Origin of the sequence: Polynucleobacter sp. 86C-FISCH (assembly GCF_018882415.1) — a bacterium.
Classification (GTDB): Bacteria; Pseudomonadota; Gammaproteobacteria; order Burkholderiales; family Burkholderiaceae; genus Polynucleobacter.
The window spans coordinates 1440310-1455558 of sequence record NZ_JACVOL010000001.1; the positions used below are offsets into that span (position 1 = coordinate 1440310).

The 15249-nt window shown below is 46.0% G+C and carries 16 protein-coding genes; 15 read left to right on the top strand and 1 reads right to left on the bottom strand.

Going from position 1 to position 15249, the window contains the following annotated elements; all coding sequences use genetic code 11:
- Position 1 precedes the first annotated feature (1 nt).
- The gene (map, locus tag ICN10_RS07290; RefSeq protein ID WP_370626220.1) at positions 2–892 is read right to left on the bottom strand and encodes a type I methionyl aminopeptidase; all 891 of its coding nucleotides are present in this window, start codon (positions 890–892) and stop codon (positions 2–4) included.
- A gap of 215 nt (positions 893–1107) precedes the next feature.
- Between map and rpsB the strand changes: the two genes are divergently transcribed.
- From rpsB to rnhB, 15 genes are all read left to right on the top strand, one after another.
- On the top strand, positions 1108–1857 hold the full coding sequence (gene rpsB / locus ICN10_RS07295; protein ID WP_068322489.1) for a 30S ribosomal protein S2: 750 nt from the start codon (positions 1108–1110) through the stop codon (positions 1855–1857).
- A complete protein-coding gene (gene tsf / locus ICN10_RS07300) occupies positions 1857–2741 on the top strand; it encodes a translation elongation factor Ts (protein WP_216214177.1) in 885 nt (294 codons plus the stop codon). The genes rpsB and tsf overlap by 1 nt, the downstream gene beginning before the upstream one ends.
- 186 nt (positions 2742–2927) lie before the next feature.
- Positions 2928–3638: a UMP kinase gene (gene pyrH, locus ICN10_RS07305; protein ID WP_068322494.1), complete on the top strand. Its 711-nt coding sequence runs from the start codon at positions 2928–2930 to the stop codon at positions 3636–3638.
- Positions 3639–3649: 11 nt separating this feature from the next.
- A complete protein-coding gene (gene frr, locus ICN10_RS07310; RefSeq protein WP_216187785.1) occupies positions 3650–4210 on the top strand; it encodes a ribosome recycling factor in 561 nt (186 codons plus the stop codon).
- A 25-nt stretch (positions 4211–4235) separates the two neighbouring features.
- A complete protein-coding gene (locus ICN10_RS07315; protein WP_216214179.1) occupies positions 4236–5009 on the top strand; it encodes an isoprenyl transferase in 774 nt (257 codons plus the stop codon).
- 26 nt (positions 5010–5035) lie between these two features.
- Positions 5036–5863 (top strand): phosphatidate cytidylyltransferase, encoded by an 828-nt coding sequence (locus ICN10_RS07320; protein WP_216214181.1) that lies wholly within the window; start codon positions 5036–5038, stop codon positions 5861–5863.
- Positions 5863–7059, top strand: coding sequence for a 1-deoxy-D-xylulose-5-phosphate reductoisomerase (ispC, locus tag ICN10_RS07325; protein ID WP_216214192.1), 1197 nt, complete (start codon positions 5863–5865; stop codon positions 7057–7059). The genes ICN10_RS07320 and ispC overlap by 1 nt, the downstream gene beginning before the upstream one ends.
- A complete protein-coding gene (locus ICN10_RS07330; RefSeq protein WP_216214193.1) occupies positions 7047–8180 on the top strand; it encodes an RIP metalloprotease in 1134 nt (377 codons plus the stop codon). Before ispC ends, ICN10_RS07330 begins: the two co-directional genes overlap by 13 nt.
- On the top strand, positions 8177–10522 hold the full coding sequence (bamA, locus tag ICN10_RS07335; RefSeq protein ID WP_255536833.1) for an outer membrane protein assembly factor BamA: 2346 nt from the start codon (positions 8177–8179) through the stop codon (positions 10520–10522). Before ICN10_RS07330 ends, bamA begins: the two co-directional genes overlap by 4 nt.
- A 17-nt stretch (positions 10523–10539) precedes the next feature.
- Positions 10540–11067 (top strand): OmpH family outer membrane protein, encoded by a 528-nt coding sequence (locus ICN10_RS07340; RefSeq protein ID WP_216214195.1) that lies wholly within the window; start codon positions 10540–10542, stop codon positions 11065–11067.
- Positions 11068–11072: 5 nt separating this feature from the next.
- Positions 11073–12140 (top strand): UDP-3-O-(3-hydroxymyristoyl)glucosamine N-acyltransferase, encoded by a 1068-nt coding sequence (gene lpxD / locus ICN10_RS07345; RefSeq protein WP_216214199.1) that lies wholly within the window; start codon positions 11073–11075, stop codon positions 12138–12140.
- 46 nt (positions 12141–12186) lie between these two features.
- The gene (fabZ, locus tag ICN10_RS07350; RefSeq protein WP_068322521.1) at positions 12187–12636 is read left to right on the top strand and encodes a 3-hydroxyacyl-ACP dehydratase FabZ; all 450 of its coding nucleotides are present in this window, start codon (positions 12187–12189) and stop codon (positions 12634–12636) included.
- Positions 12636–13433, top strand: coding sequence for an acyl-ACP--UDP-N-acetylglucosamine O-acyltransferase (gene lpxA, locus ICN10_RS07355; RefSeq protein WP_216214200.1), 798 nt, complete (start codon positions 12636–12638; stop codon positions 13431–13433). The genes fabZ and lpxA overlap by 1 nt, the downstream gene beginning before the upstream one ends.
- Before the next feature lie 10 nt (positions 13434–13443).
- Positions 13444–14649, top strand: coding sequence for a lipid-A-disaccharide synthase (gene lpxB / locus ICN10_RS07360; RefSeq protein WP_216215263.1), 1206 nt, complete (start codon positions 13444–13446; stop codon positions 14647–14649).
- Positions 14646–15239 carry a ribonuclease HII gene (gene rnhB, locus ICN10_RS07365; RefSeq protein WP_216214201.1) on the top strand — a complete coding sequence of 198 codons (594 nt, stop codon included), beginning with the start codon at positions 14646–14648 and terminating at the stop codon, positions 15237–15239. Before lpxB ends, rnhB begins: the two co-directional genes overlap by 4 nt.
- The last annotated feature ends 10 nt before the right edge of the window (positions 15240–15249 follow it).

Sequence of the window (15249 nt, forward strand, 5' to 3'; positions counted from 1 at the left end):
TTTATGCGCTTGCTAAAGCGGGTCTAAAAGATAAGCCTTTAACGCAATCAGGTGGTGGGTTGCTGCCTTCCGACCATGTCAATACCTCAACACCAGTCTGAGTTACTAGCAAGGTATGTTCCCATTGTGCTGACAGGCTGCGATCTTTTGTTTTGACAGTCCACTGGTCAGGCATGGTGCGAATATCTCTTTTGCCGGCATTAATCATCGGCTCAATTGTGAAAGTCATTCCAGCCTCCAACTTTTCACCAGTTCCTGGTTTGCCATAGTGAAGAATTTGTGGGTCTTGATGAAATACTTTACCAATGCCATGTCCGCAATATTCTCGTACTACTGAGTAGCCAGCTTTCTCAGCATGCGTCTGAATCACGTGACCAATGTCACCTAGTGATGCGCCTGGTTTAACTTGAGCAATACCAAGCCACATGCATTCAAAAGTAATTTGTGTGAGACGTTTTGCCATGACAGAAACTTCACCCACCATGAACATGCGGCTGGTATCGCCGTAATAACCATCAGGCGTAATAACGGTGATGTCCAGATTTACTACGTCACCAGTCTTCAAAACTTTGTCGCCAGGAATGCCGTGGCAGATCACATCGTTTACTGAGGTGCAAATTGATGCTGGAAAAGGAGGGTATCCAGGTGGTTGATAGTTCAGCGGAGCGGGAATGGTCTTTTGGACATCGCGCATGTATTCATGGCAAATCCGATCCAGCTCTCCTGTTGTAACCCCGGCTTTGACGTGGGGTGCCACATGATCCAGAACCTCGCTGGCTAAGCGGCCAGCTTCGCGCATCCCTTGGATGTCTTTTTCTGCGGTAAATACACTATTCATCCCTTGATTATCAACGACTTGGAGAGTTTTGGTTTGCTCAAATTGCCTAAAAATTAGGCAAATATCCCATTTTTAGGACATCTGGAGGCCATTTTGAGGTCAAGCCTCATGTTCTACCTGGGCGTAAAGGTAGCTAGAGCATTGATATTTAAGCTATAATTTGGGTCTCAGGTCTATTTTGGACTTGAAATCGCGAGTTGAGCCTTCCAGGGTGGCGTTTTTTTAGCGCAGCTAGGACTCAACTTTAGAACCAACCCTTAGGAGAAGTTATGTCAGTAACTATGCGTCAAATGCTGGAAGCCGGTTGCCATTTTGGTCACCAAACTCGCTTCTGGTCCCCAAAGATGGCCCCATTTATTTTCGGTCATCGCAACAAAATCCACATCATCAACTTGGAAAAAACATTGCCAATGTTTCAGGACGCCCTGAAATTTGCAAAACAAGTTGCTGCTAACCGTGGCACGATTTTATTTGTTGGTACTAAGCGTCAATCACGCGAGATCATTGCTGAAGAAGCTGCTCGTGCTGGTATGCCTTACATCGACAGCCGTTGGTTGGGCGGTACGCTCACTAACTTCAAAACTGTTAAAGGTTCCCTCAAGCGTTTGAAAGATATGGAAGTTGCTAAAGAAGCTGGCGACTGGGAAAAGCTTTCTAAGAAAGAGGCTTTGACTAACGACCGTGATCTCGACAAATTGCAAAAAGCGCTTGGCGGTATCAAAGATTTGAACGGCGTTCCTGATGCGATTTTCGTAGTGGACGTTGGCTATCACAAGATTGCTATTACTGAAGCTAACAAGCTTGGTATTCCAGTAATCGCTGTTGTGGATACCAACCACTCACCAGAAGGTGTTGATTACATCATCCCTGGTAACGATGACTCAAGCAAAGCTGTAACCCTCTATGCACGTGGCATTGCTGACGCAATCCTCGAAGGCAAAGCTAACTCTGTTCAAGAAATCTTGACAGCAGTTAAAGAAGGTGAAGAAGAGTTTGTTGAAGAAGGGAACGCTGAATAATGGCCGCTATTACCGCTGCAATGGTTGGCGAATTACGCGCCAAAACTGATGCTCCGATGATGGAGTGCAAAAAAGCTTTGACTGAGGCTGATGGTGATATGGCTCGTGCAGAAGAAATTCTGCGTGTAAAGCTTGGTAGCAAAGCTGGCAAAGCAGCTTCTCGTGTAACTGCTGAAGGTATCGTTGCTGCTTCTATCAATGGCACTACTGGTGCATTGTTAGAAGTGAACTGCGAAACAGATTTCGTTTCTAAGAACGATGACTTCTTGGCATTCACAGATGCGTGCGTGAAGTTGGTTGCTGAAAAGAACCCAGCTGACGTTGCTGCTTTGTTGGCATTGCCAATGAATGGTCAAACTGTTGATGAAGTTCGTAGCGCATTGATCGGTAAGATCGGCGAGAACATCATGCCACGTCGTTTCAAGCGTTTCGCTGGTAGCAACAAGTTGGTTTCTTACCTCCACGGTACACGTATCGGTGTAGTGGTCGAGTTTGAAGGCGACGACACTGCCGCTAAAGACGTTGCGATGCATATTGCTGCAATGAAGCCAGTAGCTTTGTCTATGGCTGACGTTCCTGCTGAAGCAATTGCTGTTGAGCGTAGCGTTGCTGTTCAAAAAGCTGCTGAATCTGGCAAACCACCAGAAATCGTTGAAAAGATGGTTGAAGGTTCTATTCAGAAGTACCTCAAAGAGGTTTCTTTGTTGAACCAGACTTTCGTTAAAAACGACAAGCAAACTGTTGAGCAAATGCTCAAGGCTGCAAATACAACAATCAAGGGTTTCACCATGTTTGTTGTAGGCGAGGGCATTGAGAAGCGTCAAGACGACTTTGCAGCTGAAGTTGCTGCACAAGTAGCTGCCGCCTCTAAAGCAACTGCTTAATTAGCTGGTTTGGGGCTTGCCCCAGCCGGTTGGTAATACCCAAAAGGGCATGGAAACCTTAGTTTCTGTGCCCTTTTCTTTGATCCCTACCAAGCCCTTTATAATTTGGCGGAGATATTAAAAAGTGCTTAAAGATCAATAAGCTAAGTAAGTTAATTACTTGGCAAATTACGGAAAATAGAAAACATGCCAGCCTACAAACGAGTCCTCCTAAAACTATCTGGTGAAGCCCTTATGGGTGACGATGCTTTCGGCATCAATCCAGTCACCATTGATTCCATGGTCAAAGAAATCGCCGAGGTTGTGAATAGCGGAGTACAGCTAGCGATTGTCATTGGCGGCGGCAACATTTTCCGCGGTGTTGCTGGCGGTGCTGCAGGCATGGATCGCGCAACTGCCGATTACATGGGTATGTTGGCAACCATGATGAATTCATTAGCGCTCCAAGATGCCTTGCGTCAAAAAGGTGTTGAGGCACGCGTGCAATCTGCTCTTCGTATGGATCAGGTAGTAGAGCCTTACATTCGCCCTCGTGCAATTCGTGCAATGGGCGAAGGCAAGGTTGTGATCTTTGCTGCTGGTACTGGCAATCCATTCTTTACCACTGACACGGCTGCCGCACTGCGTGGGGCTGAGATGGGTGTTGAGGTTATGCTCAAGGCCACCAAGGTAGACGGCATCTATAGCGCTGATCCAGTAAAAGATCCAACAGCTACTTTATATAAAACCATTACGTTTGATGAAGCGTTAATTAAGAATCTACAAGTGATGGATGCAACTGCATTTGCGCTGTGTCGCGATCGTAAATTACCAATCAAAGTATTTTCAATTCTCAAGCCGGGCGCATTAATGCGTGTAGTGCAAGGTGAGCCTGAAGGTACTTTGGTGCACGTTTAATAGGAGGCCTGATGTCTGCAGCAGAAATTAAAACCACCACCAATCAAAAGATGGAAAAGTCTCTTGAGGCTTTGAAAACCAATTTAGCCAAGATTCGCTCTGGCCGCGCTAATCCAGGAATTCTGGAGCACATTCATGTGGATTACTACGGCAATCCAACTCCATTAAGTCAGGTTGCCAGCTTGGGTCTGGCTGATGCACGCACAATCAACGTTCAGCCATTTGAAAAGACGATGGTCGCAGCAATCGAGAAGGCAATTCGCGATTCTGATTTAGGTCTAAATCCAGCATCTCAAGGCACGGTAATTCGTGTTCCAATGCCTGCTTTGACCGAAGAGCGTCGTCGTGAGTTAACAAAGGTTGTAAAGAGCGAAGGCGAAGATACTAAGATTGCTGTACGCAATTTACGTCGTGATGCGAATGAGCATCTCAAGCGTTTAACCAAAGACAAAGAAATTTCTGAGGATGACGAGCGTCGGGCTACTGATGATATTCAGAAGATGACAGACAAAGCAGTGGTCGATATTGACAAGATCATTGCTGAAAAAGAAAAAGAGATCATGACGGTTTAAAGACCCGATTGAACTTCAGCTTCTAATGACTCAACACTCCAGTTCAACTTTAGCTATTCCAGAGGTTAGTGCTGTACCTCGCCATGTTGCAATCATCATGGATGGTAACGGGCGCTGGGCCAGTAAGCGTATGATGCCTCGCGTTGCAGGACACTCCGAGGGTTTAGGTGCTGTTCGCAGAATTGTTCAAGAGTGTCGCAAGCTTGGTGTTGAGTATCTAACCGTATTTGCATTCAGCTCTGAGAACTGGCGCCGCCCACCTGAAGAGGTGGGTTTCTTGATGAAGCTATTTTTAAAGTCTCTCAAGGGTGAGGTGTCTCGCCTTGCTGAAAACGATATTGCTCTGCGATTAATTGGTGACTTGAGTCGTTTTGATAACGCCATTCAAGAGATGGTGGATTTTTCTGAAAAAAAGACTGCTGGGTGTAAGGGTCTCACTTTTACGATTGCCGCAAACTATGGTGGTCGCTGGGATATCTTGCAGGCAATGCGTCAATGTCTTTCGGCAAACCCTAATTTAAAACCAGAACAGGTTACTGAAGAGTTGCTTCAGCCACATCTTTCGATGGCTTACGCGCCAGAGCCAGATTTATTCATTCGTACTGGTGGCGAACAACGTGTCAGTAACTTCTTGTTATGGCAACTAGCTTATACCGAGTTATATTTCACGGATATCTTGTGGCCTGATTTTGATGAGAAAGAATTGCACAAAGCGTTTGACTGGTTTAGTCAGCGCGAGCGCCGTTTTGGTCGTACCAGTGCTCAGCTTGCATCGCAAGCGATGAGCGATGCAGTTTGATGTAGTTCATTACTAAGCTCATTCCCATGTTAAAAACCAGAGTTATTACCGCCCTTGTCTTATTGGCGGTACTTCTGCCTATCTTGTTTCTACTGCCACCAATTTATATTGGCGGCTTCTTTTTAGTGGCCTTGTTAGCTGCTGCCTGGGAGTGGAGTCGTTTGCTTGCTCCTGAGGCGGGGCGTGCAGCTTGGCTATATGCTTTATTTTGCTTGGCTATTATTCTGTTTTTGCTTGGTATGCAAAACGCCTCATGGCAGTTTGCTTTATTACTGCTTGCGGTTCTATTTTGGTTCTTTATTGCGCCATTCATATTGGCCAAAGGAATGAATCTTTCCTTGCAAAAGTTGCGACCCTTTTATGTTGTGCTTGGACTCATATTGCTTCCGGCTACTTGGTTTGCGTTAGTGTTTTTACGGGAGCTAGGCCTGATCTTTTTGCTGAGCACGATGGCTTTGGTTTGGGTTGCGGATGTCGGCGCCTACTTTGTGGGAAAAGCCTTTGGTAAACGTAAGCTTGCGGTACAAATTAGCCCAGGCAAATCAATTGAGGGTGCAATTGGTGGCTTAATACTTTGCTATGTTTACGCATTTGCATGTATCTACTATTTATCTTTTGAATCTACTTTATTCGGCGCATGGGCAATTCGCTTTGGCTGGATTCCAATGTTCTTGATGGTGACAGTATTAACGGCCTTCAGTATTTTTGGCGATTTATTTGAGTCTCAACTCAAACGTTTGGCAGGGGTTAAGGACTCCAGTCATTTATTGCCTGGTCATGGCGGAGTGTTGGATCGCGTAGATGCCTTGATACCGACGATGCCGATCGCAGCGCTCTTAGCAGGGTTTATCTGATGTCAGTAAAGCAGGTTGCCATTCTGGGTTCAACGGGATCTATCGGCGTCAATACGCTCGATGTGATCCGAGCACATCCAGATCGTTTTAATGTAGTTGCGCTTACTGCAGCCAAACAAGTCGATTTGCTTGCTCAGCAATGCGCAGAATTCAAGCCTGCTATCGCAGTTGTTTCTGACGCTGATGGTGCCGCTCGTTTGAGTAAGCTTCTGCTTGAGAAAAAAATCAATACACAAGTTTTATATGGGCCAGAAGCTCTGGTTAGTGCTGTTACCGATTCTCATTGCGATACCGTGATGGCTGCGATTGTGGGTGCCGCTGGATTGGTTCCTGCATTAGCTGCAGCAAAGGCTGGCAAAAGAGTGTTGCTGGCAAACAAAGAAGCTTTGGTTATGTCTGGCGATTTGTTTATGCACGCTATGAAAGAGGGTGGCGGTGCACTGCTGCCAATTGATAGTGAGCACAATGCCATCTTTCAATGCCTGCCAGAACAATTTTCTAAAGAGTCAAATCCTCGCCATGGAGTTGAGGAGCTTTGGTTAACCGCTTCAGGCGGACCATTCAGAAATACACCGCTGGATCAGCTCGCTAGTATTACTCCTGAGCAAGCATGTGCGCACCCAAACTGGGTGATGGGTAGAAAAATTTCTGTTGATTCTGCAACGATGATGAATAAAGGCCTTGAAGTCATCGAGGCGTTTTGGCTATTTGGTTTGCCATTAGAAAAGATCAAAGTATTGATTCATCCGCAAAGCGTAGTGCATTCGATGGTTCGTTACCGTGATGGTTCCGTGTTGGCTCAATTAGGTCAGCCGGATATGCGCACTCCTATTGCTTATGGCTTGGCATGGCCAGAGCGTATTGATGCAGGGGTGGCGCCGCTGAGTTTGACGAAACTGGCATCCTTGAGTTTTGCTGAACCCGAATTAGCGCGCTTTCCTTGTCTTTCATTGGCGTTTGCTGCTGCCAAAGTAGGCGGTACTGCTCCAGCCGTTCTCAATGCTGCCAATGAAATTGCTGTAGCTGCTTTTTTAGATGAAGGATTGCCATACTTGCAAATTCCAACTGTTGTTGAGAGCGTGTTAAATGCTATTCCTGCATCCAGCGCGAACTCTCTTGAACTGATCTTAAGTATTGATGCGCGAGCACGTGAAGCGGCAAAAGTAGTGGTGAAGGAAATTCTTTGCAAGCATTGATTACTCTCGCCGCTTTTTTGTTAACGCTGGGCGTACTGGTTAGCTTTCATGAGTTTGGACATTTTTTAGCGGCTCGCTGTTGTGGTGTTCGAGTACTTCGCTTTGCGATTGGCTTTGGTAAGCCGATTTACACCTACCATGCAAAAAATAAAACCGAGTGGGTGTTGGCCTCAATTCCATTGGGTGGTTATGTGAAATTATTGGACGGTAGAGATCGTCAGCAAGTGATTTCACCAGCGGACGAGTGCCAGGCTTTTGATAAAAAGCCCCTTTGGCAACGTTCTTTGGTTGTAGCGGCCGGCCCCTTTGCCAATTTTTTCTTGGCAATCATTTTGTTTGCCTGTATTTATCTAGCTGGCGCACCGCAATTACCGGCTGTACTGCAGGCTCCCCCCGAAAGCTCGGTAGCAGCCAAACTGGGGGTTGCCGAGGGTGATAGGGTGGTTGGGTGGCAGGATTTGGGCTCCCAAGCCGGTAGCGTGCCCCTTTTTGGTGAATTTGAGCCTGTTGCCAGCTGGAATGCTTTGCGCTGGAATCTGATGGATGCCATTACTGGGGAGGATGGTTTTGCACTTGAGCTCCAAACTCCGTCGGGCGCTCGCCATGTAAAAGCCTTTAATGCCACAGATTTGCCGAAAATCAGCCCTGAAAAGGATCCAATGATGGCTCTGGGCTTGCTGCCTGCGCCCAGCCCACTAGATAAGTGGCAGGAGCTCAGATTGGGCCCTCTAGATGCAGTCATATTTGCTTCGCAGAGGGTATGGGTTATCACCAAGGTCTCCACAAGGTTAATGGCTGGTTTATTTACTGGAAGTACCTCCTTAAAGCAACTGGGCGGACCTCTCAGTATTGCGGATATGGCAGGTAAGACAGCTCAGGTGGGGTGGCAACCATTTTTAGCATTTTTAGCGCTTATGAGTATTAGCATTGGTTTGCTGAATTTGCTCCCTTTTCCGATGCTTGATGGGGGTCAGCTACTGTATGATGCATGGGAGTTGGTCGCCGGTAAGCGGATTTCGATATCAATGCAGGAGCAGTTTCAAAAACTGGGCTTTATTTTGCTGATTTCTATGTCATTGCTGGCATTGTTTAACGATTTACAACGCTATATTTCGCCTTGAATTCTCTGACATTATCTTTCCGTATTTTTGCCCGTTTCATTGCTCGCGTCTTGGTTCTTTCTGCGCTCGGGTTGAGTTTGAATGTTTCAGCGGCCGATTCTTTTGTGGTGAAAGATATTCGAGTCGAAGGTCTTCAGCGTGTAGAGCCTGGCACAGTATTTAGTTATTTACCCGTTCAAGTCGGCGATACCTTTACAGATGAGAAGGGTGCCGAATCAATCAAAGCCCTCTATGGCACTGGCTTTTTTAGAGACGTACAGATCCAAGCGCAAGGTAGCGTTCTGATCGTGATTGTTGAGGAGCGCCCAACAATTTCTCGTATTGAATTTACTGGAATGAAAGAGTTTGACCCAGAGGTTGTGCGTAAATCATTAAAAACGGTTGGCGTAGCTGAAGCCCGCTTTTATGACAAGGCTCTGATCGATAAGGCCGAACAAGAGTTAAAGCGCCAATATGTTGGTAAAGGTCTGTACGCGGCTGAGATTGTAGCTACAGTTACTCCAGTTGAGCGCAATCAGGTGGCTATTTACTTCAACATAGACGAAGGTCCTGTTGCCAAAATCCAAGAAATTAATATCATCGGCAATGAAGCGTTTAGTGAAGGCACTTTAAAAAGTGAGATGCAGTTAAAAACAGGCGGTTGGTTATCTTGGTATAGCAAAGACAATCTCTATTCCAAGCAAAAATTAACTGCTGACTTGGAGACTATTCGCTCCTACTACCTTAACCGTGGTTACCTCGAATTTGTGATTGAATCCACTCAGGTATCGATTACTCCTGATAAGAAGGGTGTTTACCTCACCATTAGTATTCGTGAGGGAAAAAAATTCACCGTTAAAGATGTTCGCTTAGCAGGAGAGACGCTAGGTAAAGAAGCGGAATTAATGCAGTTGATTGTTTTGAAGCCTGGGGACACATTCTCATCTGCAAAGCTTACTGAGAGTACCAAGGCAATTGCCGAAGTCCTGGGCTCCTATGGTTATGCCTTTGCGACGATTAATCCACAGCCAGATATCAGGCGTGATGTTGCTGAAGTGGATCTCACCTTGGTGGTGGATCCTGGGCGTCGCATCTATGTCCGTCAGGTGGCAATTACTGGTAATGCTAAAACTCGCGATTTGGTTATTCGTCGCGAGATGCGCCAGTTTGAAAGCTCTTGGTTTGATAGTGACAAGATTGATCTATCCAAAAAACGCTTAGGTCGTTTGGGCTACTTCACCGAGACTGATGTCACTACTGAGGATGTTCCTGGATCTCCCGATCAAGTTGATGTCAATGTAAAGGTTAAGGAAAAGCCAACTGGCGCTGTGACTCTTGGAGCTGGTTTCTCTTCAACAGAGAAGCTTATTCTCTCTGCGGGTATTAATCAGGACAACGCCTTTGGTACCGGTACTGCAGTTGGTTTGAATATGGCTTTGGGTAAGATCAATCAAAGCTTAACCCTATCTAACTACGACCCATATTTCACAGAGGATGGCATTAGTCGATATACCGATCTGTACTATCGCTCATCTAAGCCCTTGTACTATGTTGGTGATCCTGACTATCAAATTAAGACTGTAGGTTCAAATATTAAGTTTGGCGTCCCATACACTGAAGTGGACCGTGTATTTTTTGGTACTGGTCTGGAGGCATTTCAGGTTAAAACAACTATAAATACTCCCCAGCCTTATTTGAGTTATGCGGAAAGTTATGGCATCGCAGCGCCTGGATATCCTGCAACACTAAATACATACAACGTCCCTGTAACTGTAGGTTGGTCGCGAGATGGTCGTGATAGTTCGCTCATTCCTTCCTCAGGCTCTCTGGAACAACTATCCGCAGAGGCGGGAACTCCTGCTGGGAATATGACCTTTTATCGAATATTTGGGCAATATCAAAAGTATCACTCCTTCTCCAAAGCCAATATTTTGTCCTTTAATGGTGAGGTGGGTTATGGACAGGGTTATGGCAATCACCCATTCCCAATCACTAAAAACTACTATGTTGGTGGTATTGGTTCTGTTCGCGGTTATGCGCCAGGTTCTCTTGGACCAACTTACCAGAATATTTATGGCCAAATTTTGCCTACGGGCGGTCAGTCTAAAATTGTTTCCAATCTTGAGTACACGGTGCCGGTTCCTGGTTCTGGTACCGATAAAACTTTACGTGTCTTTACCTTTGTTGACGGTGGTAATGCTTTCGGCGAAAACATTAATTTAGTTCTGAGATACTCCTATGGATTGGGTTTATCATGGATATCACCGCTTGGACCTTTGAAGTTCAGCTACGGTATTCCGTATAAGTCGCAACCAACGGACAATATCCAGCGTTTACAGTTCCAAGTGGGTACAGCGTTTTAATTGTTTAAGGAAAGTTTATGAAGTTCTATCAACCTTCAAAATGGATTCAAGTAGGCATTATTGCTGGTGTAACAGCAATAGCTGCCCCTCAAGTGTTTGCTCAAGACGTCGGTACGCGTGTTGCAGTTGTGAACTCTGAGAAAGTATTTAACGAGTCCAATCTCGCTAAAGCAATGCAGACTCGGTTGCAGAATGAGTTTACAAAGCGTCAGAATGATTTGCGTGACAGCGCTCAAAAAATTAAGTCTGCTGCTGAAAAGCTAGACCGTGATGCTGCTGTTATGAATGAAGCAGAACGTATTCGTCGTCAGCGTGAGTTGGCTGATCAAGATCGCGAATTGCAGCGCAAGCAACGTGAGTTCACCGAAGATCTCAATCAGCGTACTTTTGAAGAGCGTGCAAAGATTGCAGAAAAAGCAAATGCAGTATTAAAGCAAATTGCTGAACAAAGAAAAATTGATGTCATTGTTCAAGAAGCAGCTTATGTCAGCCCTAAGGCTGATGTGACCGATGACGTTATCAAGGCTTTAAATAGCCAGAAGTAAGTTTTATGCCTACTGCCATTGAGCTGGCCGAACAGTTTCAAGCAAGCTTGGTGGGGGAGGCTTCCCACGCATTTACGGGCCTCGCTCCATTGGAGCGAGCGCAGTCCGACCAAATATCCTTTTTATCAAATCCGCTCTATCGCCAGCAGGCTAGTGAAAGTGTTGCTGGAGCGTTGATTGTTAGTCAGTCAGATCTTGAATTTTTGCAGGCAAATCCCAGTCTCAATTCAGCGAAGCGTGTGTATTTCGTTGCCAAAAATCCATATGCTACTTTTGCAAGAATGGCGCAACACTTTGCTAAAGCAAGCGGCCCAAAATACGAGCCTGGAGTTCATCCTAGCGCAGTAATTGATCCAACCGCCACTGTCCCACCTTCATGCCATATTGGGCCATTTGTGCAAATAGCTGCAGGTGTAAAACTTGGTGAGCGCGTTTCTATACTTGGAAACACTAGCGTTGCTAAAGATAGCGTTATTGCAAGCGACACATTGATCTATCCATCTGCATCAATTTATTACGGCACTCAAATTGGCGAGCGCTGCATTATTCATAGTGGTGCAGTGATTGGTGCCGATGGTTTTGGTTTTGCTCCTGATTTTTCTGCCAAGGGCGGAGAGTGGGTCAAGATCCCGCAGACAGGACGTGTTGTCATTGGTAATGACGTGGAGATCGGCGCATCAACCACGATTGATCGTGGTGCAATGAGTGATACGGTAATTGGCGCTGGTACCAAGATAGATAACCAGGTGCAAATAGCGCATAACGTCATCGTGGGCGCATGTTGCGTAATAGCGGGTTGTGCAGCAATCTCTGGCAGTACCAAGATAGGTAATTTCTGCATCATTGGCGGCGCTGCTAACTTTGCAGGTCATTTGACGATTGCAGATAGAACAACGGTTTCTGGCAATACTTCGATTATTCGCTCCATTACAGAGCCTGGTCAGCATTTCACGGGCGTATACCCATCAATGCTCCACGGCGCATGGGAGAAAAACGCTGCTATTTTGCGTGGCCTAGATAAAATACGTCAGCGCTTGCGCTTACTGGATAAGAACAAATCTTCAGAGTCTTGAGATTCTATAAATCAAAAATTAATATTTACTTTTCAGCGGGTCATTTATGAGCACACCAATCGCAATCGACATTAACAAGATTCTTAAATTGCTTCCGCATCGCTATCCATTCTTATTGGTCGATCGCGTTCTAGAAATCTCCCCGCGTGAAAGCATTACTGCATTAAAAAATGTCACCATGAATGAACCTTTTTTCCAAGGTCATTTCCCTGATTTTCCGGTGATGCCTGGGGTGTTGATTATTGAAGCCTTGGCTCAAACTGCAGCATTGCTGACTTTCTCTGAAGAGCGTGCTGAGGATGCGATTTACTACTTTGCAGGTATTGACGGTGCGCGCTTTAAAAAGCCTGTACTGCCTGGCGATCAGCTGATCATGACTGCTACATTAGAGCGGGGCCGTGCTGGTATTTACAAGTTTGCAGTTAAGGCAACTGTAGATGGAGAGATTGCTGCAGAAGCAAATATCACTTGTGCGGTACGTACGAAAGGCGCGTAATGACTCGGATTCATGCATCTGCTGTAGTGGACAGCAAGGCTGAGCTAGCTAGCGATGTTGAAGTAGGTCCTTATTCCGTAATCGGACCTAACGTCAAGATTGGTGCTGGAACCAAAGTTGGCTCACATACTGTGATTGAGGGCTATACAACCATTGGCAAAGAAAATAACTTTGCACACTTTGCTGCTATTGGCGGTCCTCCACAGGATATGAAATACCGTGGTGAGCCAACCCAACTCATTATTGGTGATCGCAACACTGTTCGTGAGTTCACGACGATTCATACCGGTACATCACAGGATGAAGGTATTACTCGTATTGGTAATGACAATTGGATCATGGCTTATGTGCATATTGCTCATGATTGTCAGGTTGGTAATCACACGATCTTCTCAAGTAATGCCCAAGTCGCTGGCCATGTGCAAGTAAATGACTGGGCAATTATGGGTGGTATGTCTGGCGTTCATCAATTTGTTCGTATTGGTCAACATGCTATGTTGGGTGGCGCATCCGCTTTAGTGCAAGATATTCCTCCGTTTGTGATTGCTGCTGGAGATAAGGCCTCCCCTCATGGAATTAACGTAGAAGGTTTAAAGCGTCGCGGATTCTCAAGCGAAACAATTTCTGCGTTGCGCCAAGCTTATAAGGTTCTCTATAAAGATGGCCTGAGTTTTGAAGAGGCTAAAGTAGAAATTCAGAAGATGGTAGTTGCTTCTGTGGGTGATCCTGCAACTGCCGAGAAGCTTGCTCAGTTCCACGATTTTATTGCCGCCTCTACTCGCGGCATTATTCGGTAACGGAATTACTTTGCCAAAGTTAGCTTGTGTAGCTGGCGAACCTTCTGGCGATCTATTAGCGGCGCCAGTACTTAGTGCGCTAAATCAAATACCGGATATGTCCGGTCTTGAGGTGTACGGCATTGGCGGTCCTCGCATGCAATCTGAAGGCATGCGATCTGATTGGCCCATGGAAACTTTGAGTGTGCGTGGCTATGTTGAGGCTATCAAACAACTTCCGGCTATTCTGAAGTTGCGCAAAGAACTTATTCAAAATCTCCTGCATGAAGGGCGCCCCGATGTTTATTTGGGAATAGATGCCCCCGACTTCAACTTAGGCGTTGAATTGCAGTTGCGCAAGGTAGGCATTCCGACTTTGCATTTAGTTTCACCTTCGATTTGGGCATGGCGAGCAGGGCGTATTAAGAAGATTTCACAAGCTGTTGAGCGCATGCTCTGCATCTTCCCATTCGAGACCGAAATCTATGATAAGGCAGGCGTAGCCTCGACTTATGTAGGGCATCCATTAGCTAGCGAGATTCCGCTTGAGCCCAATATCCAGCTAGCAAGAGAAAAAATCAGTCATCACTTGAAGCTTCAAAAATCTTCTCTTGAAGGCTTAGTCATTGCAGTGCTCCCTGGTAGTCGTGGATCCGAGATTGAACTTATTGCACCAGTCTTTTTTGAAACTATGCAGTTATTGGCCAAGAGATTGAAAGGTCAAAAACTTCACTTTTTAATTCCGGTGGCGACACCACGTTTGCGCGAGCCTCTTGAGCAGCTTTTGCTCAAGGCAAAAAATGCCAACCCAGATATTCAGGTTGATTTGCTCGACGGCATGGCCGATGAAGTATTAGAAGCTTCTGACGTAGTGTTAATTGCCAGTGGTACGGCCACATTACAAGCAGCCTTATGGAAAAAGCCGATGGTGATTTCTTATAAGGTACCTTGGTTAACCGCACAAATCATGAAGCGTCAGGGTTATTTACCCTACGTAGGCTTACCAAATATCCTTTGCGGAGAGTTTGTTGTTCCCGAGCTCTTGCAAGATGATGCCACTCCAGAGAAATTGGCTAATGCCCTGCAGGAGTGGCTGGAGCATCCGGTAAAAGTGGCCGAGCTAAAAGAGCGCTTTGCACAAATGCATGAAACACTGCGTCGACCCACAGGCCTATTGGTCGCGCAAGCAGTGGCGCAAACGATTGCCAATAATCGCAATAAGCAAGTAAGCGCATGAGTCTGATTTGGGTCTGCGGTGTTGATGAGGCGGGGCGTGGACCATTAGTAGGTGCAGTAGTGGCTGGCGCTGTAGTGCTTGATCCCAATAATCCGATTGAAGGATTAAAAGACTCCAAGAAATTAACTGCTGCTCGTCGTGAATATCTCTATGAGCAAATTATGGAAAAGGCAAAGGCCTGGGGTGTTGGTGAAGCCAGCCCGCTAGAGATTGATCAGATCAATATTCTGCAAGCCACTATGCTTGCGATGCGTCGGGCGATTGAAGACCTCACCACCCGCTTAGGCGCCTGGCCTGACAAAGCATTGATCGATGGAAATCGTTGCCCGGAGTTGCCAATTGCTGCAGAAGCAATTGTGAAGGGTGATGCTAAAGAGCCGGCTATATCCGCAGCTTCAATTGTGGCAAAAGTAACGCGTGATCGTCAGATGATGTCTCTACATGAACGTCACCCAGAATATGGCTTTGCACAGCATATGGGGTATCCAACAGAGGCTCATTTTGCAGCGCTCAAGCAATATGGCGCATGCGATCAACATAGAAGAAGTTTTTCTCCGGTACGTAAAGTGCTTGAATCGATTGAAAACTAAGTTATGAATA

Excerpts from the sequence above, each read along its gene's own strand:
- rpsB (WP_068322489.1), top strand. The coding sequence starts at position 1,108 with ATGTCAGTAACTATGCGTCAAATGCTGGAAGCCGGTTGCCATTTTGGT.
- tsf (WP_216214177.1), top strand. The coding sequence starts at position 1,857 with ATGGCCGCTATTACCGCTGCAATGGTTGGCGAATTACGCGCCAAAACT.
- pyrH (WP_068322494.1), top strand. The coding sequence starts at position 2,928 with ATGCCAGCCTACAAACGAGTCCTCCTAAAACTATCTGGTGAAGCCCTT.
- frr (WP_216187785.1), top strand. The coding sequence starts at position 3,650 with ATGTCTGCAGCAGAAATTAAAACCACCACCAATCAAAAGATGGAAAAG.
- ICN10_RS07315 (WP_216214179.1), top strand. The coding sequence starts at position 4,236 with ATGACTCAACACTCCAGTTCAACTTTAGCTATTCCAGAGGTTAGTGCT.
- ICN10_RS07320 (WP_216214181.1), top strand. The coding sequence starts at position 5,036 with ATGTTAAAAACCAGAGTTATTACCGCCCTTGTCTTATTGGCGGTACTT.
- ispC (WP_216214192.1), top strand. The coding sequence starts at position 5,863 with ATGTCAGTAAAGCAGGTTGCCATTCTGGGTTCAACGGGATCTATCGGC.
- ICN10_RS07340 (WP_216214195.1), top strand. The coding sequence starts at position 10,540 with ATGAAGTTCTATCAACCTTCAAAATGGATTCAAGTAGGCATTATTGCT.
- lpxD (WP_216214199.1), top strand. The coding sequence starts at position 11,073 with ATGCCTACTGCCATTGAGCTGGCCGAACAGTTTCAAGCAAGCTTGGTG.
- fabZ (WP_068322521.1), top strand. The coding sequence starts at position 12,187 with ATGAGCACACCAATCGCAATCGACATTAACAAGATTCTTAAATTGCTT.
- lpxA (WP_216214200.1), top strand. The coding sequence starts at position 12,636 with ATGACTCGGATTCATGCATCTGCTGTAGTGGACAGCAAGGCTGAGCTA.
- rnhB (WP_216214201.1), top strand. The coding sequence starts at position 14,646 with ATGAGTCTGATTTGGGTCTGCGGTGTTGATGAGGCGGGGCGTGGACCA.